General features: G+C 45.2%; 23 protein-coding genes. 5 read left to right on the top strand and 18 right to left on the bottom strand.

Annotation, left to right across the window (positions count from 1 at the left end; translation table 11 throughout):
- Positions 1 to 4 precede the first annotated feature (4 nt).
- Entirely contained in the window at positions 5 to 1,228 is a 1,224-nt protein-coding gene (gltS, locus tag OAG1_RS01650) for a sodium/glutamate symporter (protein WP_221075715.1), read from the top strand.
- 62 nt (positions 1,229 to 1,290) lie between these two features.
- On the opposite strand, the gene OAG1_RS01645 is transcribed toward gltS, so the two are convergent.
- From OAG1_RS01645 to OAG1_RS01635, 3 genes are all read right to left on the bottom strand, one after another.
- Positions 1,291 to 2,058 carry a hypothetical protein gene (locus tag OAG1_RS01645; RefSeq protein WP_152783604.1) on the bottom strand — a complete coding sequence of 256 codons (768 nt, stop codon included), beginning with the start codon at positions 2,056 to 2,058 and terminating at the stop codon, positions 1,291 to 1,293.
- 311 nt (positions 2,059 to 2,369) lie between these two features.
- Positions 2,370 to 3,494 carry a M14-type cytosolic carboxypeptidase gene (locus OAG1_RS01640; protein ID WP_338623414.1) on the bottom strand — a complete coding sequence of 375 codons (1,125 nt, stop codon included), beginning with the start codon at positions 3,492 to 3,494 and terminating at the stop codon, positions 2,370 to 2,372.
- Between the two features lie 105 nt (positions 3,495 to 3,599).
- Complete coding sequence (locus OAG1_RS01635) at positions 3,600 to 4,289, bottom strand: hypothetical protein (RefSeq protein ID WP_338623412.1); 690 nt, start codon at positions 4,287 to 4,289, stop codon at positions 3,600 to 3,602.
- 236 nt (positions 4,290 to 4,525) lie between these two features.
- On the opposite strand from OAG1_RS01635, the gene ylqF reads away from it, so the two are divergent.
- A complete protein-coding gene (ylqF, locus tag OAG1_RS01630) occupies positions 4,526 to 5,470 on the top strand; it encodes a ribosome biogenesis GTPase YlqF (protein ID WP_338623410.1) in 945 nt (314 codons plus the stop codon).
- 78 nt (positions 5,471 to 5,548) lie between these two features.
- On the opposite strand, the gene OAG1_RS01625 is transcribed toward ylqF, so the two are convergent.
- The 3 genes from OAG1_RS01625 to nudE form a co-directional block, all read right to left on the bottom strand.
- Complete coding sequence (locus OAG1_RS01625) at positions 5,549 to 5,947, bottom strand: cytochrome c5 family protein (RefSeq protein ID WP_246612307.1); 399 nt, start codon at positions 5,945 to 5,947, stop codon at positions 5,549 to 5,551.
- Between the two features lie 194 nt (positions 5,948 to 6,141).
- Positions 6,142 to 6,954: a 3'(2'),5'-bisphosphate nucleotidase CysQ gene (cysQ, locus tag OAG1_RS01620; RefSeq protein ID WP_338626408.1), complete on the bottom strand. Its 813-nt coding sequence runs from the start codon at positions 6,952 to 6,954 to the stop codon at positions 6,142 to 6,144.
- A 4-nt stretch (positions 6,955 to 6,958) separates the two neighbouring features.
- On the bottom strand, positions 6,959 to 7,525 hold the full coding sequence (gene nudE / locus OAG1_RS01615; RefSeq protein ID WP_016399771.1) for an ADP compounds hydrolase NudE: 567 nt from the start codon (positions 7,523 to 7,525) through the stop codon (positions 6,959 to 6,961).
- Between the two features lie 75 nt (positions 7,526 to 7,600).
- On the opposite strand from nudE, the gene yrfG reads away from it, so the two are divergent.
- A complete protein-coding gene (gene yrfG / locus OAG1_RS01610) occupies positions 7,601 to 8,263 on the top strand; it encodes a GMP/IMP nucleotidase (RefSeq protein ID WP_338623405.1) in 663 nt (220 codons plus the stop codon).
- A gap of 47 nt (positions 8,264 to 8,310) precedes the next feature.
- Here the strand turns inward: yrfG and OAG1_RS01605 are convergent, their stop codons facing one another.
- The 12 genes from OAG1_RS01605 to gspC all read right to left on the bottom strand — a co-directional run bounded on the left by OAG1_RS01605 (position 8,311) and on the right by gspC (position 19,639).
- Positions 8,311 to 9,066: a type II secretion system protein N gene (locus OAG1_RS01605; protein ID WP_338623403.1), complete on the bottom strand. Its 756-nt coding sequence runs from the start codon at positions 9,064 to 9,066 to the stop codon at positions 8,311 to 8,313.
- On the bottom strand, positions 9,063 to 9,533 hold the full coding sequence (locus OAG1_RS01600) for a type II secretion system protein M (protein WP_152783621.1): 471 nt from the start codon (positions 9,531 to 9,533) through the stop codon (positions 9,063 to 9,065). The genes OAG1_RS01605 and OAG1_RS01600 overlap by 4 nt, the downstream gene beginning before the upstream one ends.
- Positions 9,530 to 10,732 carry a type II secretion system protein GspL gene (gene gspL, locus OAG1_RS01595; protein WP_338623400.1) on the bottom strand — a complete coding sequence of 401 codons (1,203 nt, stop codon included), beginning with the start codon at positions 10,730 to 10,732 and terminating at the stop codon, positions 9,530 to 9,532. The genes OAG1_RS01600 and gspL overlap by 4 nt, the downstream gene beginning before the upstream one ends.
- Positions 10,729 to 11,721 carry a type II secretion system minor pseudopilin GspK gene (gspK, locus tag OAG1_RS01590; protein ID WP_338623398.1) on the bottom strand — a complete coding sequence of 331 codons (993 nt, stop codon included), beginning with the start codon at positions 11,719 to 11,721 and terminating at the stop codon, positions 10,729 to 10,731. Before gspK ends, gspL begins: the two co-directional genes overlap by 4 nt.
- The gene (gene gspJ / locus OAG1_RS01585; protein ID WP_016399777.1) at positions 11,718 to 12,437 is read right to left on the bottom strand and encodes a type II secretion system minor pseudopilin GspJ; all 720 of its coding nucleotides are present in this window, start codon (positions 12,435 to 12,437) and stop codon (positions 11,718 to 11,720) included. The genes gspK and gspJ overlap by 4 nt, the downstream gene beginning before the upstream one ends.
- The gene (gene gspI, locus OAG1_RS01580; protein WP_040306579.1) at positions 12,437 to 12,799 is read right to left on the bottom strand and encodes a type II secretion system minor pseudopilin GspI; all 363 of its coding nucleotides are present in this window, start codon (positions 12,797 to 12,799) and stop codon (positions 12,437 to 12,439) included. The genes gspJ and gspI overlap by 1 nt, the downstream gene beginning before the upstream one ends.
- Positions 12,796 to 13,383 (bottom strand): type II secretion system minor pseudopilin GspH, encoded by a 588-nt coding sequence (gene gspH / locus OAG1_RS01575; RefSeq protein WP_338623393.1) that lies wholly within the window; start codon positions 13,381 to 13,383, stop codon positions 12,796 to 12,798. The genes gspI and gspH overlap by 4 nt, the downstream gene beginning before the upstream one ends.
- Before the next feature lie 4 nt (positions 13,384 to 13,387).
- Complete coding sequence (gspG, locus tag OAG1_RS01570; RefSeq protein WP_016399780.1) at positions 13,388 to 13,828, bottom strand: type II secretion system major pseudopilin GspG; 441 nt, start codon at positions 13,826 to 13,828, stop codon at positions 13,388 to 13,390.
- A 28-nt stretch (positions 13,829 to 13,856) separates the two neighbouring features.
- Positions 13,857 to 15,074, bottom strand: coding sequence for a type II secretion system inner membrane protein GspF (gene gspF / locus OAG1_RS01565; protein ID WP_016399781.1), 1,218 nt, complete (start codon positions 15,072 to 15,074; stop codon positions 13,857 to 13,859).
- An 8-nt stretch (positions 15,075 to 15,082) separates the two neighbouring features.
- Positions 15,083 to 16,555, bottom strand: a complete 1,473-nt coding sequence (gene gspE, locus OAG1_RS01560) for a type II secretion system ATPase GspE (protein ID WP_040306654.1) — start codon at positions 16,553 to 16,555, stop codon at positions 15,083 to 15,085.
- A 65-nt stretch (positions 16,556 to 16,620) separates the two neighbouring features.
- A complete protein-coding gene (gene gspD, locus OAG1_RS01555; protein ID WP_338623390.1) occupies positions 16,621 to 18,759 on the bottom strand; it encodes a type II secretion system secretin GspD in 2,139 nt (712 codons plus the stop codon).
- Complete coding sequence (gene gspC / locus OAG1_RS01550) at positions 18,752 to 19,639, bottom strand: type II secretion system protein GspC (protein ID WP_016399784.1); 888 nt, start codon at positions 19,637 to 19,639, stop codon at positions 18,752 to 18,754. Before gspC ends, gspD begins: the two co-directional genes overlap by 8 nt.
- 258 nt (positions 19,640 to 19,897) lie before the next feature.
- Here gspC and hslR point away from each other — a divergent pair, with 258 nt between their 5' ends.
- Entirely contained in the window at positions 19,898 to 20,293 is a 396-nt protein-coding gene (gene hslR / locus OAG1_RS01545; RefSeq protein ID WP_016399785.1) for a ribosome-associated heat shock protein Hsp15, read from the top strand.
- Positions 20,294 to 20,305: 12 nt separating this feature from the next.
- Positions 20,306 to 21,187 (top strand): Hsp33 family molecular chaperone HslO, encoded by an 882-nt coding sequence (gene hslO / locus OAG1_RS01540; RefSeq protein WP_016399786.1) that lies wholly within the window; start codon positions 20,306 to 20,308, stop codon positions 21,185 to 21,187.
- Positions 21,188 to 21,361: the final 174 nt, after the last annotated feature.

The raw sequence follows: 21,361 nt of genomic DNA, 5'->3' as shown, positions 1-21,361 counted from the left end.
ATGTATGGACACTGTTTATTCAGTTGGAGAACTGGAATCTTTTCTTGTGGCCCTTACCGTATTGTTTATCGGGCGCATTATTTGCCACTATGTGGCCATCCTTAAAAAGTACAACATTCCAGAGCCAATTGTGGGCGGCTTAGTGGTAGCCATTGTAATAACTGTACTTAAAATGCGCGGTATTGAGCTTAGTTTTGCGCTGCCCTTGCAAGACACCCTAATGCTAATGTTCTTCGCAACCATTGGCCTCGCCGCCAACTACAAATTATTGATTAAAGGCGGCAGGAAAGTCTTTGTTTTCTTGGCAATTGCTTCACTGTATATCGTGCTGCAAAACGGCTTAGGTGTAGTACTAGCCACTTTGCTAGGTTTAGAGCCTATGATGGGTTTGTTCGCCGGTTCAATTACGCTCTCAGGCGGGCACGGAACAGGGGCTGCATGGTCCCAGATCTTTGCCGATGAATACAATATTCAAACCTTAGAGTTTGCCATGGCCGCCGCTACATTTGGATTAGTGATGGGCGGAATTATCGGTGGCCCTGTTGGTCAACGGCTAATTAACAAAAAAAACCTAGAGTCCCCCTTTTCTAAGGGAAAAAGCCATCACAAAACCCACCCTGATTTAGTCACTTATAGCCGCAAAGAAGAAGATTTAGTTACCCCAACATCAGTGATCGAAGTGCTATTTTTGTTACTGGTTTGCGTGGTAATGGCCAAGATAGCCAAAGGTCTGGAAACCGAACTTGCCCTCTCTTGGCTGAAAATGCCTGATTTTGTATACGCTTTATTTTTTGGGGTACTGATAGCCAACGCCAGCGAGTTTAGTGGCCGCTATGAAATTAACCACGAATGCGTCGACTTACTTGGCACTCTCTCTTTATCGCTGTTTTTGTCGATGGCTTTAATGAGCTTAAGGCTCTGGGAGATTTTTGATTTAGCCTTACCACTACTGATTATCTTGCTCTGCCAAACCATTATGATCGCGCTGTTTGCTAGCTATGTTAGCTATCGGTTTATGGGAGGAGGTTATGACTCTGCAGTAATTGCTGGCGGGCATTGTGGCTTTGGCTTAGGTGCGACCCCTACGGCAGTGATGAACATGAGTGCGCTAGTGTCTCGCAATGGGCCTTCACCACCAGCATTTATGGTAGTGCCTATTGTCGGCGCTTTCTTCATCGACATTGTGAATCTGATCGTGCTACAAACTTATATTAGCTTTCTTAGCTAAGAAATTAGCCAAACAGGCAATAAAAAGGAGCTCTATTGAGCTCCTTTTTATTTTGATGTTTACTAGCTTGTTTTACGTCTAATCCACGCTAAACCCGCTAATGACAACAACGTAATAAGCAAGGTTTGCGGCTCTGCAACTGTGGCATTAATCACCTGCATGGAAGTACGCGCTAGCACCTCATCTTGCGGCCCAAAAGCGGTTAATACAAAATCAAATATACCTACTTCTGTAGAAACAAAATCGATAGGGGCAAACTCCATGTTCCATGAGTTTTGCGCCAAGTTATACACACTGAGAAAACTAGCGTAATTAGTTGGGTCTACCAAGCCTCCACCATTGCCAGTGCTGTTATCGCCTAAAGCGTTGTCAGAGTTCGATACATTGACCGGATCGAAGCCAATAAAGTTAGTGGCCGCGCTAGGGTCAAAATCAATTTCTAACAAATATGAAAGGCTATCTAAGGTGCCACCGCTACCATCAAAGTTGCTGTTTATCGACCATTCAAAATTCCAAATGGCGGTAGCCAGAGAACCCGGTGCAAAACCAAAGCCTGTAGGAGGTGCAATGTTGTCGAATTGGTAAGTACCATCACCGTTGCTATTAAAAATATTCTGCGGGTTATTAAACTCGTCAAAACGTAGCTTTGCTCTTAAGCCCAACTCGATGCCATTTTGTCGATCAACAGTAAAAGCACCGTTAGCATTACCACTTCCAAATATCACATCGTTAGTTACGTTTTGGTCATACATCACTGTAGCTGTCGCCGTTTGCGTTAAAAGCAAAAGACCGAAGCCAATACTAACCATGCTTGTTTTTATTATTCTCATTTAGCACTCCATGCGGTTTGTTAGATGTTCTGTTACATGAGCTTTGCATGCATAAATTGCTCCCACGAAAGGAACTACATACTTTTCATGGAGTTAGATTTAACGTCATTATTTATTTACAAATCAAACAGTTATATTTGTATAGATATTTGACAAACATTAGATAGATGCTTAGTGAGCTTGCTCACAATTTGATGGCCTATCAATGAACAAAGCCGAGAAAAGATGATTGGTGTGATGATTTATCGCAAGTAAACAGTGTAAAAAAAGCCGACAAGCACCCAGCTACTAGCCAGGTGCTCATAGTCTATTTAAAGCTTGGCTAGAGTTTGCTTTATTGGGAATAATACATCGCAACCTAGCTGCATTGCGCGCTCCGGCGACCAGCCAAAGGCTTCGTCGGGCATGTCGGCATTGTCTTTAAAAGGCATTTCGATGGTGTAAGACAGGGTTTTAAACTGTTCGCCTAACCAAGCCGCCGCAATAGTTAAGTTAGCCTGTCCAGGCTCGTCTTTAGCATAACCATGGGTATCTTGAAAATCAGGAGATATTGCCATAAACGCCTCTTTAAAGGTGTCTTCGAGCAGTTTATGGCGCTCATTGTAAGAAGGAATACCTTCACATCCCGCTACAAAGTTATAGGGTAAATCTTCATCGCCATGAATATCTAAAAACAAGTCTCCACCTAGCTCGAGCATTTTCTCTCTCACTAGAAACACTTCGGGGCTGCGCTCCATAGTAGGATTCTGCCATTCTCGGTTTAGGTTAGCCCCCACAGCGTTGGTTCTTAAATGCCCACGAACCGAACCATCGGGGTTCATATTAGGCACCACATAAAACACGGTGTCTTCTAACAGCTTCATTGCTAGGGGATTGTCTTGGTCCAGCAAATTGCCTAACAAGCCTTCAACAAACCATTCGGCCATGGTTTCACCCGGGTGCTGACGGGCAATCACCCAAACTTTATGTTTAGCGTTCTCAGCATCGCCTACACTAAGCAAACTCATATCTCGGCCATCTAAGGTTTGCCCTAAGGTTGTGAGGTTTACCCGATAATCCTGCTGCATGGTATGCAGTAAATCCTGATGGCGCTCATAACTGTAAGGCGCGAAGTAGGCAAAATAAACGCTAGGCTGCTCCAATAGCAAAGAGAAGTGTAATTGCTCGCCATCAAAGTCGGTATCAATTCTAAACCACTCTTCACGGTCGTAAGAGGCGACAACTTGATAACCTTGCCAGCCTTTAGCGTAGGCAGATTGGCCCGCGTTGAGCAGAGAAAAACGATATTGTTGCTCCAACGGCCCTTCAAAACGAAAGTGAAACCACTGGAAGAACTCAGATTGATTATCGTGCTTTATCTCTAGTTGAATATTTTGAGGATCATTGAGCTCTACAACACGAATATTGCCACTATCAAATTTATCGCTGATATACATACTTGCCCTCACAGCAAAGTTAATCGATTTGCTGGCAGTATAGCGCTTAATAGGCAACAAAAAAGGAGCATTAAGCTCCTCTTATTAACTCGGCCAGCTAACGGCCTATTCTTCAGTCAGTTCAACAATTCTAAAGTAACGAACATCTAAATTTTTATCTAGATTGATAGTGCTTTCCACAGTTAAAGACTCACCTTGCTTCGGAGGCACTTCCCCAAAATCAATAGTATGTTGGAAAACTTGCTGACCAGTTTGATCAATAAGCACTAGTGCTAAAGCCTGCTCAAGGGGGCCTTCGGCCAATAACTGATAACTAATTGCCACTTTTTTACCCATATCGTCAGAGGCTTCAAAAAAAGCCGAGCGTATATTGCTTTGGTCAGTGGCAATCAGCGTATTAAAGGCGAAAATTCGTAGCTCTGGATGATTCTCTTTATTCAAATCAAAGTTATTGCGGCGCTCAATCAACAAAGCTTCCTTGAGCTGGCGATTTTGATCTTCAATGATTTTGAGCTCGGCCAAACTATCGTCATAATCATTTTTTACTTCATTGTAAGTGGGTAACACTGCCATCAAAGAGAATACTGCACTAAAACTCACAATGCCTAAACCAAGGCTAATCCAACGATAGCGGCGAAGGTGTTTGTAGCCTTTTTTATAATGCTTATGACGAGCTTTATGATGCTCATAGCGAGCTTGTAAGCTGATGCCGGAACGATGATTGGCAGATGTTTGCTGCTCCACCGGCTGCTGAAGTTCCAAATCAATATCACTAGGTAGTTCACTGCTAGACATTATCTCTTCCCTAAGATTGTCCTTTTACACTGCTAGCGATAACAAACCAGCAGTTGAATTAATCGATGCTAAAACCATAGCAGCTAGTTGCAAAGAATACTGAAAGATTTTATCTATCCGCTTAATAAATGTACTGAAATAGAGCCATATGAACTAATAGTTCGATCACAAAGCGCTACACTTTAACAATTTAGCAAGTACAATGAGCGCCAATTACGCAGTTGAGGTGGGATAAAATGGCTATTCAATGGTATCCAGGGCATATGCACAAGGCCCAAAAACAAATTAAAGAAGTGATGCCTAAAATCGATTTAATCATCGAAGTATTGGATGCGCGTATTCCCTACAGCAGCGAAAACCCAATGGTAGCTAGCCTGCGTGGCGACAAGCCTTGTATAAAGGTTCTGAATAAAAGCGACTTAGCCGACCCCAAAACTACTGCCCTTTGGCAAGAATACTTTGAACAAGAGCAAGGTGTAAAAGCGATCCCTCTATGCACCATTCAAGGTAATCAAACCCAAGACTTACTTAAGCTGTGCCGAAGCATGTTGCCTAACAAAGGCGGCGTAGATAAACCTATTCACACCATGATATGTGGTATTCCTAACGTTGGTAAGTCTACCTTAATTAATGCCTTAGCCGGCCGCCAAATAGCCAAAACCGGCAACGAGCCAGCTGTAACTAAGGCGCAACAGCGGATCCGCTTAGATGGCAATATTATCCTCTCGGATACACCGGGTATTTTGTGGCCAAAGTTCGATAACGTAGCCAGCGGTTACCGCTTAGCAGCCACCGGTGCAGTTAAAGACACCGCTATGGAATACGATGATGTTGCCGCCTTCGCCTGTGAGTACTTGTTACAAGCCTACCCAGAGCAGCTTAAGGCACGTTATAAACTCGAAGAACTACCTGAATCTGAAGTTGTATTAATGGAAGAGATTGGTCGTAAACGAGGCTGTTTAGTGCGCGGCGGACAAGTTGATTATGTTAAAGCAGCCACCATTATTCTTAATGAATTACGCGATGCCACCATTGGTCGTATCACCCTAGAAACGCCTGAAATGATTGCGGTAGAGAAAGTAGAAACCGCTAAAATTGTGGCAGAAAAAGAAGAGCGTAAAAAGATGGTGGAAGAGTTGCAAAAAGCTAAGAAGCGCCAACGCCGCCGAAAAAACAGTTAAGCACTTAAGCAGCTATCATTTTGCAGTACAAACAAAAACACCACGCAATGCGTGGTGTTTTTTGATTTAAGCGTTCGCTTACTCAATCATGTAAGCAATAGCCGCTTTAATTTCATCTTCGCTACAGTCGCCACAAGTACCTTTTGCTGGCATTGCGTTAAAGCCCTTCCAAGCATGGTCGAACATAGTTTGATCGCCTTGGGCAATACGTGGCGCCCAAGCAGCGCTATCGCCTTTCTTCGGTGCGCCCGCTGCGCCAGTACTGTGACAGGCAGTACAGAAAGTGTTGTATACCGCGTCGCCAGCACGAGGGCCGCTTGAAGCAGCAGGTGCTTTGGCAACTTCTAACTCGCCATCGAGATAAACTTCACCCACTGGCTTAATACGCTCGGCAATCGCCTCATCAGACATATCAGCCGCAAAAGCATTCGGCACAATTGTTAAGCAAATAGATAGTACCAGTGTTTTCCAGTTCAAAAGCTTCACCCTTATCTCTCCTCATCGTGCCTACTGACCGCAGTATTAGGCATCCTTGTCATTATTGGCAAAATTATACCCGCTATTACCTTGAGGTTAAACCATTGTAAAAACGAATATTAGCCAGATGTGTCCGAGTTGTTAGCTAAACGAGTTTAAAGCGGCCAAGGCTTGCTTGTTTAGCTTTGTGCCCACTAACTGGGATTTTTTAATATGTCGCGCCACGGTAATTGTGGATCGCCCAAAGAGATAAAGTTAGGGTTTTCTAAAGATTCTCTTTGGTTGTAGCTTAGCTCGCGTAGATGCAAATCTAACAAGGTACCGCCTGCTTCTTGCAAAATAACCTGCGGGGCACCAGTATCCCACTCGCCGGTTGGCCCTACCCGTATATAACAATCGGCTGCACCTTCCGCCACCATGCAACTTTTTAAACTGGCACTGCCTAGTGGGTACAACTTGTAATGATAGTTACAGTTTAATATTGCCTGCAGTAAAGCTGGACGCTGAACGCGGCTCGTCGCTACTCGAATATGCTCCGGCTTATCAGGGTAATGGCGACTTTTTATTGAAGTACGTGTACCGTTTTGCTCCTTAAAGGCGCCGTGGCCTTTTACCGCAGCATACAAGATTTGCACAATGGGTCCGTACACCACGCCAAGCACTGGTTGGTTATTTTGGACTAAGGCAATCTCGGTGGCAAAATCGCCACTACCAGAAACAAACTCTTGAGTACCATCAAGCGGGTCAACTAACCAATAACATTGCCAAGCTTCTCTGTCCGCTAAGCTAATATCGGCTTGTTCTTCAGATAAAATCGGGATCTCTGGGGTAAGCTTGCTAAGTGCGTCCATAATGAAATGATGCGCAGCATAATCCGCCGAGGTTACCGGCGTAGCATCATCTTTTACTTCGCTAACAAAATCACCTTCTTCATAGATTTTACGAATAATTTCGCCAGCACCACGAGCAATTTCAATCACCTCTGACAACACACTAGCAGGGTCTATCATCCTATATACTTCTCACCTTGTTCTGCTTTAACCATTTCTCAAGGAGTAGCAATGACGCAACACTACGCGCTTCAGAAAAGGCCGGATTTGCGTACAAATTATCTATCTCATCAAGTGGTAGCTTTATCACTTCTAAGGGTTCTGGCTCATCGCCTTCCAACACACTGGGCTGCAAACCCTGCGCTACATACACCGACATATGACTAGAGAAATATCCCGGTGCTACCGATAACTCGGTGAGTAGTTGCAAATCTTGTGCTTTAAATCCCACTTCTTCTTGTAATTCACGATTAGCGGCATCAATAGCAGCTTCACCACGATCGACCAAGCCTTTAACAAAGCCTAGTTCATAACGCTCTGTTCCGGCGGCATATTCACTAATTAGCAGCAGTTCATTTTGTTCGGTAATTGGCAATACCATTACCGCACCCTGCCCTGATCCCACTAAGCGTTCATAAATCCGTCGTTCGCCGTTGCTAAACTCGAGGTGTAATTCTTCAATTTTGAAGAAACGACTTTCGGCAGCAATGGCGCTGTCTAATAATCGAGGCGGATGATGCTTGCTCATCTATCTTCCTGCTATCATTAACTTAATGTCATTGTTACATTGCTGTTAGAAGCACTCAAGGATTAGCGACTAAGAATGTTTGACTGGACTAAAATCGATACCGTTTTATTAGATATGGATGGCACTTTATTAGATCTGCATTACGATAATTACTTCTGGATGCACTATCTGCCTATCTCCTTCGCTCACCAAAATAACCTGAGTTTAGACGAGGCGCGCGAGCGTTTGTTCGCCGACTACGAAACCGTATCCGGCACTCTAGATTGGTATTGCTTCGATTATTGGAGCAATAAAACCAATATTGATATTCGCAACTTGAAAACAGAAGTTGAGCATAAAATTCAGTGGCGAGACGATGTAAAACCCTTTTTAGAAGCACTAGCTACAACTGGAAAAAAACGGATATTGCTAACTAACTGTCACCCCGACGGACTAACTACCAAAATTAAAGTAACCGGCCTAGACCAATACCTTGATACCTTGTTTAGTGCCCACCAGTTTGGTTATCCCAAAGAAGATCCCAAGCTTTGGCAGGCTTTAATAGAGCACCACCCCTTTGACCCAGAACGTACTTTGTTTATTGACGACAACGAGACCGTGCTCGATCAAGCCAGCAAGTTTGGCATTAAATATCTGTTGGGGATCAATAATCCAGACTCGAAGCAAGCCAGTAAAGAATTTACCCACTTTCCGTCTATTGATGACTACCATCACTTTACTAAAGAGCTATTAGGCTAGCAGGATTAAGCAAACAAAAAAGCTAGCTCTAAGAGCTAGCTTTTACTTTAGCGAGGCAGGCGGCCTTGTTGCTTAAAGCGATAAAAGCCTTGGGGGTCTGGGCGGCCTATGTACTTAAGGTTACCACTCATGGTTTGGGGCATTTCCGCACCCGCTTTAATTTTGCCTTCGGCCAACCAATTAGGCTGTCCAACAGAGGCTAGCAATTCCAGCTCAAGCTGAGGGTCGCTATGGTTGAGCTGAATAGTAGGTTGCCCTTCATTACAGCTTAGTTCTGCATTTGCGTTATCTAAGCGTAATTCACCTAATGGGGTACCAATTAACGGCCCTAGCCAAAACAGTTGCCCTGCTAATTGCTCACACCAGGGGCTGCCTTGGCTAGCTTCGGCAAGGTTTAATTGAATATCACCTTCAATAGATAAGGGCAGCGGCATTGGCACCTGTTCAACCACCCAACTGGCAGGGGCTTCTAATTGCCAATCTTTGGCATACCAACCGGAAAAGCTCAAACCTACTTGCCCTTCTCCATGTAGCTCTTGGCCATTACCAAGCTGCACGTCAGCAGCAATTCGCCCCAACAACAAGGCGCTTGGTTTCAACTGCCAATTTACTTGGTTTAGGCTTAAGTTTGGCGTATCAACACTGATTAACTTGCCATTCCATATGCTACCGCTGGGGTGGTTAAGCGCAATGCCCTTTGGTAACGGTGCATAATTTAGTACCACAGCCAGGGGCGTGGTAGCTACCAAACTAACCAAATACACCAATATAAGTAATAGCGCTAAAGCGAGGTACTTCTTCATTCAGCTTTTCCTAAACGTAAACGTCGAACACCAACAATGCCCTCTTGTTTACCTTCATCTAAATCTACGTTTTCAACAATAATGCCATAGCGTTGGCTCAGCATTTTTAACCAAGTCATTAATTGATTAAACGGCACACTTTCAATCCACACCTCTACCTCATCACCTTTAGGTTGAATGCGGCTGATAGTAATGCGCTGCTGGCGAGCCGAACTACTCACGGCCTGGCTTACTTTTACTTCACTGCTAGTTTGTTGAGGACGACCATTAGCAATAATCACGGAGCCTTGCTGCTGGGCCCACTCTAAAGTTTGCTGCTGGCTAGCCAAGCGCTGTTTAGCTTGAGCATTAGCACCGGCTATTGGTGACCAAATGCCCCAATACAAAACGGCTATCGCCACTAATACCGCGGCAGCCGTAACCAGGTTTTGTTCACGCTTATTTAAACTTTGCCACCACTGCTTCATGACGCGTTCCTTATGACTAAAGTGCCGACCACCGCACCCGCTTTGTTGCTCAAGGTACCTTGCTCACTCTCAAAAGGTTTAACCGACTGACGAAACTGCTCAAAGGTTTGGAAGTTTTTAGCTTGCGCCTGCAAGCGTATTTCACCCTTTTTATGGTCATAGCGCAGGCTAATCGGATTAAGATCTTTGTTTTTATCAAAAGCAGTAGACAGATGAATCATCATCTTCAAAAAGTCTTGCTCTGGGGCCTCGCCAATTCCTGCAAGTGCTTTACGAAAGTCACTACGGATACGGCTATCACGAACGCGTGAAACCTCAGGAAATACCCTTTTGTAAACGGTTCGAATGTTTTCATCTACACTGGCTATTTGTTGTTCTGTTTTGTGGGTATCAATAAGCTGATAGGCCAAGGCCAATACAAAACACACTCCTGCAGCAATGGCCACTTTTCGCCATTGCAACCAAAGTTGAGCAAGAGGGTTAGCCGCAGCATACGGCCCTTGTAACAAATTAAGCTTGGCTTTTTTAGCACCATCACTTAATAGCTTCATCGGCAGTTCCGGTGCTCGAGCCTGCCATTCAACGGTATCATTTTCGAGCTTAGCAGCCGGGCTGTAATGCTGAATGACAAGTTCGGGATACTGCTTTGCAATAAGTGGGAAAGCAGTGGCGAACCACGCTTCATCTATGCTCATTACTCGGCCATCAAAGAAGCGCAACAACCATTGTTGGTTAAGCTGAATGGCTGTTGCTTGGCCTTCTTCGGCTTCAGGTAAACATAGAGCATCAACACACCAGGTTTGGCTTTCTATGCCAGCAGTTTCAAGCATGTCTAGCCAGCTTTCCATTTGCTGATGGCTTACGCAGGCAACATCAATGCTATCTTTGCCTTTTTCGAGCAAGCAAATATGTAGACTGTCGGGATCTTGTGCCAACTGCTCTTCGAGCATAAAAGGCGCAACCTGCTGCCATGAGCGCTGTGCCGACTTAGGTAAATCTAAGCGGTGCTGGCTAATATCACTGGCCGGAATTAATACGATAACTCGGCGCTGTTCGGCCTTTTCCTGAAGTAAACCTAACTCGGCGCTACTGGCCAATTCACCGGCAGCAATAAGCTCCTGCTCGCTGTCGGACCAAACCATCCAGTTGATAACTTCTTTGCCGGTGCTCGGCAGGCGAATGATGAGTTGTTCGTTCACAGTTGGTCTCCGTAAGAGCGTCTAATCACTTTAAGATCAGAAGTACCACTGCGCTGAATAACACTGGTCATTTGTGCTTGTCCTTGTTCATTTTCCACTAACAATTGCGCCTTAAAGTAGTTCGATTGCAAGGCCAATGTTTGCTGTAAACCCGGCTGGGTAAGCGGGATCCCCGCTAACGCTGGATGAGTCATCATCTCATCCAAGGTACGATACCCCTCATCGGGACGGTCATTCAAGACCTGCAGTGCGCCGGTGTTATCCAGATCAGGATAAAATAGCGCTTCTAAAAGTTGCGGCTGGTCGGCAGCTACAGTATTCACATTTACCGCTAACCCAGTTTCAGGTATCGCACAGATAAAAGGTGCAACCCGGCGATATATTCCTGCAGTAACACCATAAACCGCTCTAAACTCACTTTTATCTACCATCGGCATATTCGCTGGCAGGTAAGACGGGTTTAAACCTTCATATACACCGTCTTCTGCACCTTGTGGCAGCGGTATAGTATCTGCGTCAATCCAATCCCTAGTTGCATCAGTTATTTGCTCGGCGCTATAGGCATCAACACCAACTGCCACCAACAAGCCAATAAACTGATCAGCCACTTTAGGCGGTTGCCCGTCAGTTTTATTCGGTTGCCCTAGAGCATTTAGATTAAAACAGGCCTGCATATCAACAATGTGACCTTTAATCACCGAATCTTCAACCGGGAACACCATGCCTTCGGTGGCCCAATATTGGCCAAGGTGCACCCGATCATCATCTTCTAAATCTTGCTTTATCACCTTTAAGGCAAAAGCTTCGGCGCCTGATAGCATCCAGTTTGAGCGCAGCGAATGCTGCAAGTTAGTCGCTCTAGCTAAATCGAGTTGTAGGCGCTGACTAAACTGCGCAGCCACCACAACCATTACCGCCAAAATTAGCATTACGGTAAGCAGTGCTACGCCACGTTGGCGCTGAGGGCAAGCATGAATACTCTGCATCATGAGCCGTCCGGATCAGGTTGGCTGCCAGAGTTATTGTTGCCATTATTGGTGCCCGAATCACTACCACCTTGGTTGGTGTTACGATTGGCGTCTTCTTGAGCCTGACTGGCAACCGCCGCGCGGCTGCCTTCTGGGCTTAAAAACACCCTGCGTAATTCACCATAATCTTTATGCCGCAAGGTCACTTCTACCGCACGCGGCAGTTGGTTGCTATCTGACACCTGCTGGCTCCAACCACTGGAACCATGAAAACGGAAATTGAGTTCTTCAACATCGCTAAGCAACACCATCTCGCGTGGTTCGTAACCCACAACGGCATCTGGATGGTTGTAAAAGCGTTTAATCAGTTTTTCGTCTTTTAGTAAATAAGCTACGCGTTGCAGTTGCGAACGACGAATCACCGACTGCGGATTACGCCAGCCTAACACCAGCATTTCTATGCCCATGTCATCGCTTTCTAACAAATACTTCTCAGCTATGATTAAGGGGCGCTGTTCTTCGGTTTCATCTCTCACCGAACGCGGTGCCAGCTGAGTAAAATCGCGCTGCATAAAAAACATCGCGCGTTGCAAGGCTTGTAGGCTCTCGCCATGGCGCTGCGAAATCTCATCGCTACGCATAACCCCTTGCAAAACTTGGTAAGCAGCCATAGTAAGCAAAGCAAAAATAACAATTGCCACCAGCATTTCTAATAAAGTAAAACCGCGCTGCTTCATCAACGGCTCACATAACTGGTTATTTCGGCCAAGGCAGCTTTTTCCTCGGCATTGCGATAAACCGAAATAGTCACTGCCACAAAATTAGGATCGCCAGTGGCTACCCCTTGAGAGCGCCAATGCCAATCAGTATCGCCAAATTTGGTGGTTCCTTTTCGACTAGACGTGCCGGGCCAGGTCTTACTGAGCTTAAGCTCGGCCATTTGATTGTCGGCAATCCATAGGGCAAAGGTTTTATCTTGAATGTAAGATAAACTGCGCAAGTTTTCTGAGGCACTTTTCATAACAGCCGTACCAGCAATGGCTAGCACCGCTAAGGCCACCATCACTTCTAGTAAGGTCATACCCCGTTGCTTGTTCATTGCTCTTGATCTCGAGCGATGGTGAGCTGACCTAAATCATCACTGCTTACTTGCCAGCGATTAAGGCTATCTTCATAAGCAAACACCAGTTTAAAGGGCGTCACTTCACCACTACTTAACAGCAGTACTTGCGGCACTATGGTTTGTTCAACTTCCTCGGTGATGAAGTCTTTTTCAAACAAACCATCACCTTCAAAACCTAAGGTTCCACTGCCATAACCTTGTTCTTCGAGCTCCACATTTTCTAGGCTTAACTCTAGAAAATACGGTTCTTCAAATACTTTTTCTTTAAATATTCGGTCATTAAGTTTTACCCAGCGTTGTTTCTCCATCCGCACAAACTGGTACTTTTCGGCATCACTGTAAACGCCATAATCATAGCCAGTAAGCAGCGCCTGCTCTTGGGCATATTGAACAAGAGCGGCTAAACGCTTGGCTTGCTGCTCTACAATTTTTTGCTCGCTCGAACCCGATACTGACATAACAACCGAATAGATACCCATCGACATTAATAGCAATACCAAAATAACCTCCAGCAAAGTAAAACCTTGCTGGCGATTGTGATGAGTTAAGCGAGGCCTCATCAATTTACTGATCTAAGTTCCAGTTACCAATATCGTCATTGGTACCTTCTTCACCGTCTAAGCCGGCGCTGAAAATATCAATACGGCCCTTTTCGCCTGGGCTAATTAGAATGTAGTCATTACCCCATGGGTCTTTTTGTAGACGACGTAAGTAGCCATCTTCTGGGTAGTTACGTGGCTCTGGGCTAGAGCTTGGTTTAGTCACCAAGGCTTCTAGGCCTTGCTCTGTAGTGGGGTAACGCGAGTTATCCAAGCGGTACATGTCTAAGGCATTTTCTAGAGCGATAATATCGGTTTTTGCCTTTTGAATATCGGCTTTTTCTTTGTTACCTAATAAGTTAGGAACAACTAAACCGGCCAAAATACCTAGAATTACAATCACCACCATCACTTCTAGCAAGGTAAAACCTCGGCTAGTTGCTTGAGTGTGCATCGACTTTTGCATGTTACTTACTCCGAAATACCGGTAGGTGCTATAGCCCCACCATGTTATTAAGTTCCAAAATCGGCAATAGAATTGCCATTACGATAAATAGCACGATACCCGCCATGGTGACGATCAAGGCAGGCTCGAATATCCCTAATGCTATGTTCACTTGCGTTTCGAACTGACGGTCTTGGTTGTCGGCCGCGCGTTCTAACATTCCTTCCAATTCCCCAGAACGCTCACCACTGGCGATCATATGTAGCATCATCGGTGGGAACAATTTGGTGGCTTCGAGTGAAGAGTGCAAACTGCCGCCTTCGCGTACTTTAGAGGCGGCATCCAATACTTGGGCACGTGCATAATCATTGGTGAGTACTTCACCGGCAATGCCCATACCTTCTAACAAAGGCACGGCACTGGCATTCAAAATACTTAAGGTTCTAGCAAAGCGCGCGGTATTAAGCCCTTTGCTCACTTTACCAACCACTGGCATGCCTAAAATTCGCTGGTGCCATTTCATTCTTATGCTGTCTTTCTGTAACAAACGCTGCCAAACCACCATCGCCAGCATGCCGCCAATTAAGAAGAACAGCCCATAATCACTCACTAGTTCACTTACATAAATCAAAAACTTGGTGGCGTTAGGCAACTCTTGCCCCATATGTTCAAACTGAGCCACTACCTTAGGTACTACCGACACCAACAAAATCGCAATAACACCTAAACACACAAAGGTAAGCACTGCTGGGTAGATTAAGGCTTGCATGGTTTTCATGCGCATCGCTTGGCGCTGCTCGGTGTAATCAGCTAAGCGATCAAGCACTTTGTCTAGGTGGCCTGATTTTTCGCCTGCAGCCACCATGGCGCAATACAGTTTTTCGAATACGTCGGGGAATTCGGCCATGCTATCGGCCAAGCTGTAACCTTCTACAACTTTGGAGCGCACGCCAAGAATAATGCTTTTGAGTTTAGGTTTATCACACTGCTGAGCTACCGCCTTAAGCGACTCTTCAATGGGCATAGCTGCTGCAACTAAGGTTGCTAGCTGGCGAGTTAATAGGGCTAAATCTGAGGTGCTCACTTTGCTTCGTAAGCGAAAACCAGCGCTGGCTTTTTGCGCACGCTCCGCCACTTGTTCAATTTTAAGTGGCGTTAAGCCTTGCTCACGCAGATGAGCGCGAACCTGACGCGCCGATTCCGCTTCATGAACTCCGTTAGATTTTTTGCCCTTTTTATTAAAGGCTTGATACTCAAATGCCGGCATTACACTAACTATCCTTCGCGGGTGACTCGCAATACTTCTTCTAGGCTAGTAATGCCCTTCAGCACTTTATTTACCCCATCTTGTCGGATGCTTGGGCAACTAGAGCGCACTGCATTCTCAATTTCTTGTTCGCTGCTACCAGAATGAATCATATCGCGCACTTCATCGGTAACCGGCAATAACTCATGAATACCGGTTCGGCCACGATAGCCAGTATTGTTGCAGCTTTCACAGCCTACAGGGCGATACACCGTAGCATCTTTAGCAATGCCTAATAGCTGGTGTTCGTGCTCACTTACCAGATGAGCTTCGCAGCAATCTTGGCATAAAGTACGTACTAAACGCTGCGCTAACACCGCCAATAAACTCGATGATAATAAAAACGGTTCAACCCCCATATCGCGCAAACGGGTTACCGATCCTATCGCAGTATTGGTGTGCAGAGTAGATAATACTAAGTGACCGGTTAAACTGGCTTGCACCGCAATTTGTGCGGTTTCTAAGTCACGGATCTCACCAATCATTACTACGTCGGGGTCTTGGCGAAGAATCGCCCGCAGGCCGCGCGCAAAAGTCATATCAACTTTGGTATTAACTTGGGTTTGACCGATGCCTTCAATATTAAATTCCACCGGATCTTCTACAGTGAGAATGTTCCGATCTTTAGTATTAATGTCGTTAAGGCCTGCATACAAGGTAGTACTTTTACCCGAGCCAGTCGGTCCGGTAACTAAGATAATACCGTGTGGTTTTTTCAGAAGTTCGCTAATCACTTCGCGGTAGTTTTCTGCCAAACCTAGACTTTCGAGCTTCAAGCGAGAATTGTTTTTATCTAATAAACGCAGTACAACCCGCTCGCCATGACTTGATGGCATAGTTGAAACCCGCACATCTACAGCACGGCCGGCAATACGCAAGGAAATACGACCATCTTGCGGTACCCGTTTCTCAGCAATATCCAAACGCGCCATTACTTTAATACGCGAAACTAACAAAGCGGCAAGCTTGCGGTGCGGGCGTAAAATTTCACGCAATACGCCGTCAATACGAAAACGAATCACTAAGGCCGCTTCAAAGGTTTCAATGTGAATATCACTGGCCCCTTCTTTAATTGCTTCACCTAACATGGCGTTAATCAATTTAATGATTGGCGCATCGTCTTCGGTTTCTAATAAGTCTTCGTTTTCTGGGAGCTCTTCGGCCAAGGTATAGAAGTCCATATCGTTGCCGATATCTTCCATTAACTGACGAGCTTGCGATGAATCTCGCTGATAACCTTCGGTAAGGCGCTGTTCAAACTCTTCATCAGACAGTTCTTCGCAAGAGAATGTTTGCTGTAGTACTCGACGAATTTCTAATAAGGCTTCTAACTCCACCTTAGAGTTATGATAGACCTGCCAAGCGTCTTGCTTTTTCTCTAGCATTACGCCGTAAGTTTTGGCAAACATGTAAGGTAACTGCCAACCTTCTACCCCTTCCATGTGCGGGGTGTCAGACACTAAGGCCTTCTCATCTTCTAATACGTTTAGCTCAGCATCTAAGTCCATTACTCGGCACTCACTTGCTCTTTATTGGCAGCTGCCGCTTCGGCTTCTTTTGCCGCTTTTTCAGCTTCTTCTTTCTTTAAGCGTTCATTCTTTTCTTTTAGGTAATCGATGTACTCTTGAACTTCAGGCGATACATCGTCTACCGAGTTGAACTCTGGCAATACTGGCACTTTAGTATCTGGCATTAATACAACGCCTAACTCTTCACGCAACAGTTGCTGAGCACGGATTTGGCTGTACTTACGCGAGCTCACGCTTTGCATGGTTACCGAGTCACGAATAATGGTGGGGCGAATGAAGATCATCAAATTACGTTTAACTTTCTTCGAATTGGTCGAACGGAACAAATGCCCTAATACCGGGATGTCGCCTAGTAGCGGTACTTTAGATTCACTCTCTTCAATTTGATCGTCTAACAAACCGCCTAAAATAATAGTATCGCCGCTGTCTACTAACACCGTGGTTTGCAATTGGCGCTTAGCAAATACAACGTCTACCGACGTTTGACCTTGTACCTTAGACACTTCTTGTTCGATGGTTAGCTGAACTGCATCACCCTCGTTAATTTGTGGTGTTACTTTTAGCTTGATACCCACTTCTTTACGGTCAACCGTAGTAAATGGATTATCGTTGCTGCTACTCGATGCTGAGCCAGTTAGTACCGGTACTTCTTCACCTACAGTAAAGAAGGCTTCTTTATTATCAAGAGTGGTGATAGACGGTGTTGCTAATAAGTTTGAGCGAGAGTCATTAGCCGCAGCCTGCACCAACACGCCCCAATCAGCACCATAAAAACCAAAAGCGGCACCAGAAATCTTAGCCAAAGCGCTGGCTAAACCAGAGATATCGCCCGGGGTGTCTGGGTTTTGTACTGATGACCCGTCGGTGTTGGTAACCAACGAACCTTCGGTGGGTTGAGCATCGTAGATACCTGCACCAATCTCACTAATTGATACACCGGCATCGTTAAACTGCGTACCACCAGCCTTAGTGGCCCACTGAACGCCTAGGCTAATACCGTCACCTTCGGCCACTTCAACAATGATCGCTTCCACGTTTACTTGGGCACGGCGAATATCTAGTTGGTTAATTACCCCTTCTAAGGTGCGCATATTGTCTGGCTGAGCAGTAATTACCAAGGTATTGGTGTCTTCGTGGGCTTCAATAGAGAAGTTACCACGTGAGTTGCTAGTATTGGTTTTCTTACTACCACCAGCGGCTTCTGCCGCTACCGTTTCGCTTACACCTTTAAGTACATCAACTAAGTCACCTGCTTTGGCATACTTTAGGTAGAAAACACGGGTATTGCCGTAGGTTTCTAATTCACTATCAAGTTTTGCAACCAAGCGAACAATTCGCGCTCGAGCGCTAGGTTCACCCGATACCACGATACTATTGGTACGCTCATCGGCAACCACTTTAGGAATTAACAAACTGGCTGCCGCACCTTTACCACCCGTACTGGCGGTAAGCGATTCAATAATTCGCACCAATTCACCAGCTGAAGCAAATTTAAGGCGAATAATATCTACCTCTTGGTCACCGGCTTTATCCACTCGGCGGATAATTTCGACCAAACGATTCACCACTGCAGCGCGACCAGTAAGCATAATTACGTTTGATGGATCATAGTGCACTACGTTACCGCCACCGGCATTATCATTTAGCTGGCGTAACAAAGGCGCTAGTTCACGTACCGATACGTTTAGTACGGGAACCACTCGGGTAACCATTTCATCGCCAAAGGCTTGCTCATCGCGGTCCACCACCGGAATGGCTCCTGCTTTCGCATCTTTAGCGCGAACAACTTTAGTTACACCGTTTGGCATATCAATAACCGCAAAGCCGTAAACATCTAACACACTTAAGAAGAACTGATAGTACTGCTCTTCGGTAAGCAAATCGTAACTACGCACATTAACTTTACCGCGCACTGCGGGGTCTACGATGATAGTTTTATTGAGATTACGACCAACCGTGGTGATGAACTCACTAATGTCAGCACCTTTAAAATTGGCTGAAAACTCGGTGGCACTCACGACTCCACAAAGGCCTAATCCAATTAGGCCAACAAGGCTGTGGCGAACCAAGCGTAAGGCTTGCAACTTCATGTTAAATAAATCTCCGGTACTATTCATCTGGCAGGCTGAACAACACATCCTGCAACTGGCCATTGCGCTCAACGGTAACTGTAATATCCGTTAGCTCTGCCATCTCTTGCATCACTTGCATTGCTTGCGCGTTGTCGCGCAGGTCATATCCATTAAGAGCTACAGCTAAGTCATTAGCTTTCAAGCCCACTTGTTTAAATAAGGCGGCGTTTTTACCGGGGTTAATCCGATAACCACTTAAGGCTCCATCTTTACGAACCGGCGAAATACGAATGTAATCGGTTAGTTTTGAAGGGTCTTTTAATACTTCTTTTACGTCTACTTGAGCCGAACGGCTATTACTAGACGCTTGGGTATTGCGCTTAGCAGTATTTGAACTCGCCCGAGACTGTGAGTTTTTGTCTTCTGGGTCTAGCAATAAGCTTTCGTAAACACCGCGATGCAATAAAATCACCCGGTCAGTTTGAATCTCTTTTATGACAGCTTGAGTACCATTAATCGATTCATCTACACCGTAGGTTTGTTGCTTGCCTCGGTGTTCGATAATGGCCAATGCTTTCGTTTGGTCACTACTCGCTACCAAACCAGACAGAGTTAGCTTTAATGAGGTTTTCGGTGCATCAGTTGACGAAGGCGCTTGAACAACTGGTTTAGCCTTTTTGGCTTGATACTCACCGAACAAATGCAGTTTGGTAAGGCTAGATAAATCAACTTGAGCCGCTTTATTACTAGATTGCACCTGCTGGGGAACCCAGCGAAAAGCTTGTGAAGGCGTTGGCACTAATAACCAAGTAATAGACGCCAACTGATAAGCGGCAAAACACATCAATAGTAATGTGATTAATACGCTGCTCTTTTGCGAAGGAACGTAACGAGCAAGTTGAGTAGAAAAAGATTTAATATCCATTTATTCGTTATAATACATCTGTCATCGTTAACCGATTCTCGATCATCCTTATGAAAAAACTATGGCAAAGCGCCTCATATAGAGGGTTCTTCATTCTAAAGGGACTTAGGCGTAGAACAAGAGCTGCAAGTGTAAATTTTGCATTTAATTGGACTTTTATCAGTTTTCTGCTGGATAACGCACTAATCCAGGCCATAGCTAGCACGCATAAAACTGATATAATTTAATAGATAATATATAAGCCAGCCAAGACTTAGCATGAATTCACAAAACTCTAACAACTCTGCACCACGCATTGACAAGTGGTTGTGGGCAGCACGATTTTATAAAACCCGCGGCTTAGCTCGAGATATGGTTATGGGCGGTAAAGTGCACTATAACCAGCAGCGTTGTAAGCCAAGTAGAAATGTAGAAGTGGGTGCTACTATTAGTTTGTGGCAAGGCCAACAACAAATAGAAGTGGTTGTGCAGCAGCTAAGTGATAAACGAGGCCCTGCACCTCAAGCACAACTACTATACCAAGAGACAGAACAAAGCCTTAAAAAGCGCGAGCAATACGCAATGCAACGCAAGCTCATGGCACAAAGCGCCAGCCCAGAACGTCGACCCGATAAAAAGCAACGTCGGCAAATTATTCAGTTTAAACAACAATAGTCAGGCCTAAACATGAAGCAAGACATTCTAAATCGTTACTTATTCGAAGATTACAATCTACGGGGCGAGTTGGTGCAATTGCAGCAAAGCTACCAAGAGATCATCGATCAACAAAATTACCCTGCGCCTGTACAAACCTTGCTGGGCGAAATGCTAGCAGCAACCTGTTTGCTTACTGCAACCTTAAAGTTTGAAGGCGACATTACTGTGCAGCTGCAAGGTAATGGCCCACTAAGTGTGGTGGCGGTAAGTGGTACCGACCAACAGCAGATGCGCGGCATTGCGCGTTACGAAGGCGCTATTGATCCTAATATCGACTTTGCTGAACTGGTGGGTCAAGGCCACATAGTCATTACCATTACGCCTACTCAAGGCGAGCGTTACCAAGGCATAGTAGAGATCAATCCACAAGGCGTTGCTGCCAGCATCGAAGCCTACTTCCAGCAATCTGAGCAACTAAATACCAAACTATGGTTATTCACAGGCATGTTTGAAGGTCGCCCCCACGCCAGCGGCTTATTCTTACAAGCATTACCTGCCAGTAAAGATGAGGACGCGGAACATTTTGAGTTGATCTCCACCTTAAGTGAAACAACCACCGCTCAAGAGAGTTTTGAGTTAGACGCTGAACAACTGCTATTTCGTTTGTATCACGAACATAAAGTGCGTGTTTACGAGCCACAAGAAGTTTGCTTTAAATGTACTTGCTCGAAAGAACGTTGTGAAACCGCCTTAGCCAATATCGACCACAAAGAATTGCTCGAAATTTGCCACGAGAGAGGCCATATTTCGATGCATTGTGACTACTGTGGACACGACTATAAATTTAACGAAGCCGACGTTGAAAACATTTTCACGCGTAATATATCGACAAACCCTGCCAAAATTCATTAAACTGACCTCAGGAAATGCGGTGCGAATCGCATTTCCTAGATAGACCCCTAATAACCATAAAAAAAGTGCTGGTAATTTGACACCCCTCTCTTTTTGGTACCACTAAAGGGATAGAATCAGAGCCAACACCAAATAAAAAAACAATATAAATCTTACCTCTCTACCTACAGGAGA

Source organism: Agarivorans sp. OAG1 (genome assembly GCF_037076485.1).
GTDB lineage: Bacteria > Pseudomonadota > Gammaproteobacteria > Enterobacterales > Celerinatantimonadaceae > Agarivorans > Agarivorans albus.
The sequence above is the reverse complement of the archived record's forward strand: the minus strand, read 5'-3'. Positions and strand labels throughout refer to the sequence as shown.

Coding starts and splice junctions, on each gene's coding strand:
- gltS (WP_221075715.1), top strand. CDS start 5: ATGGACACTGTTTATTCAGTTGGAGAACTGGAATCTTTTCTTGTGGCC.
- OAG1_RS01645 (WP_152783604.1), bottom strand. CDS start 2,058: ATGAGAATAATAAAAACAAGCATGGTTAGTATTGGCTTCGGTCTTTTG.
- OAG1_RS01640 (WP_338623414.1), bottom strand. CDS start 3,494: ATGTATATCAGCGATAAATTTGATAGTGGCAATATTCGTGTTGTAGAG.
- OAG1_RS01635 (WP_338623412.1), bottom strand. CDS start 4,289: ATGTCTAGCAGTGAACTACCTAGTGATATTGATTTGGAACTTCAGCAG.
- ylqF (WP_338623410.1), top strand. CDS start 4,526: ATGGCTATTCAATGGTATCCAGGGCATATGCACAAGGCCCAAAAACAA.
- nudE (WP_016399771.1), bottom strand. CDS start 7,525: ATGAGCAAGCATCATCCGCCTCGATTATTAGACAGCGCCATTGCTGCC.
- yrfG (WP_338623405.1), top strand. CDS start 7,601: ATGTTTGACTGGACTAAAATCGATACCGTTTTATTAGATATGGATGGC.
- OAG1_RS01605 (WP_338623403.1), bottom strand. CDS start 9,066: ATGAAGAAGTACCTCGCTTTAGCGCTATTACTTATATTGGTGTATTTG.
- OAG1_RS01600 (WP_152783621.1), bottom strand. CDS start 9,533: ATGAAGCAGTGGTGGCAAAGTTTAAATAAGCGTGAACAAAACCTGGTT.
- gspK (WP_338623398.1), bottom strand. CDS start 11,721: ATGATGCAGAGTATTCATGCTTGCCCTCAGCGCCAACGTGGCGTAGCA.
- gspJ (WP_016399777.1), bottom strand. CDS start 12,437: ATGAAGCAGCGCGGTTTTACTTTATTAGAAATGCTGGTGGCAATTGTT.
- gspI (WP_040306579.1), bottom strand. CDS start 12,799: ATGAACAAGCAACGGGGTATGACCTTACTAGAAGTGATGGTGGCCTTA.
- gspH (WP_338623393.1), bottom strand. CDS start 13,383: ATGAGGCCTCGCTTAACTCATCACAATCGCCAGCAAGGTTTTACTTTG.
- gspG (WP_016399780.1), bottom strand. CDS start 13,828: ATGCAAAAGTCGATGCACACTCAAGCAACTAGCCGAGGTTTTACCTTG.
- gspF (WP_016399781.1), bottom strand. CDS start 15,074: ATGCCGGCATTTGAGTATCAAGCCTTTAATAAAAAGGGCAAAAAATCT.
- gspE (WP_040306654.1), bottom strand. CDS start 16,555: ATGGAAGGGGTAGAAGGTTGGCAGTTACCTTACATGTTTGCCAAAACT.
- gspD (WP_338623390.1), bottom strand. CDS start 18,759: ATGAATAGTACCGGAGATTTATTTAACATGAAGTTGCAAGCCTTACGC.
- gspC (WP_016399784.1), bottom strand. CDS start 19,639: ATGGATATTAAATCTTTTTCTACTCAACTTGCTCGTTACGTTCCTTCG.
- hslR (WP_016399785.1), top strand. CDS start 19,898: ATGAATTCACAAAACTCTAACAACTCTGCACCACGCATTGACAAGTGG.
- hslO (WP_016399786.1), top strand. CDS start 20,306: ATGAAGCAAGACATTCTAAATCGTTACTTATTCGAAGATTACAATCTA.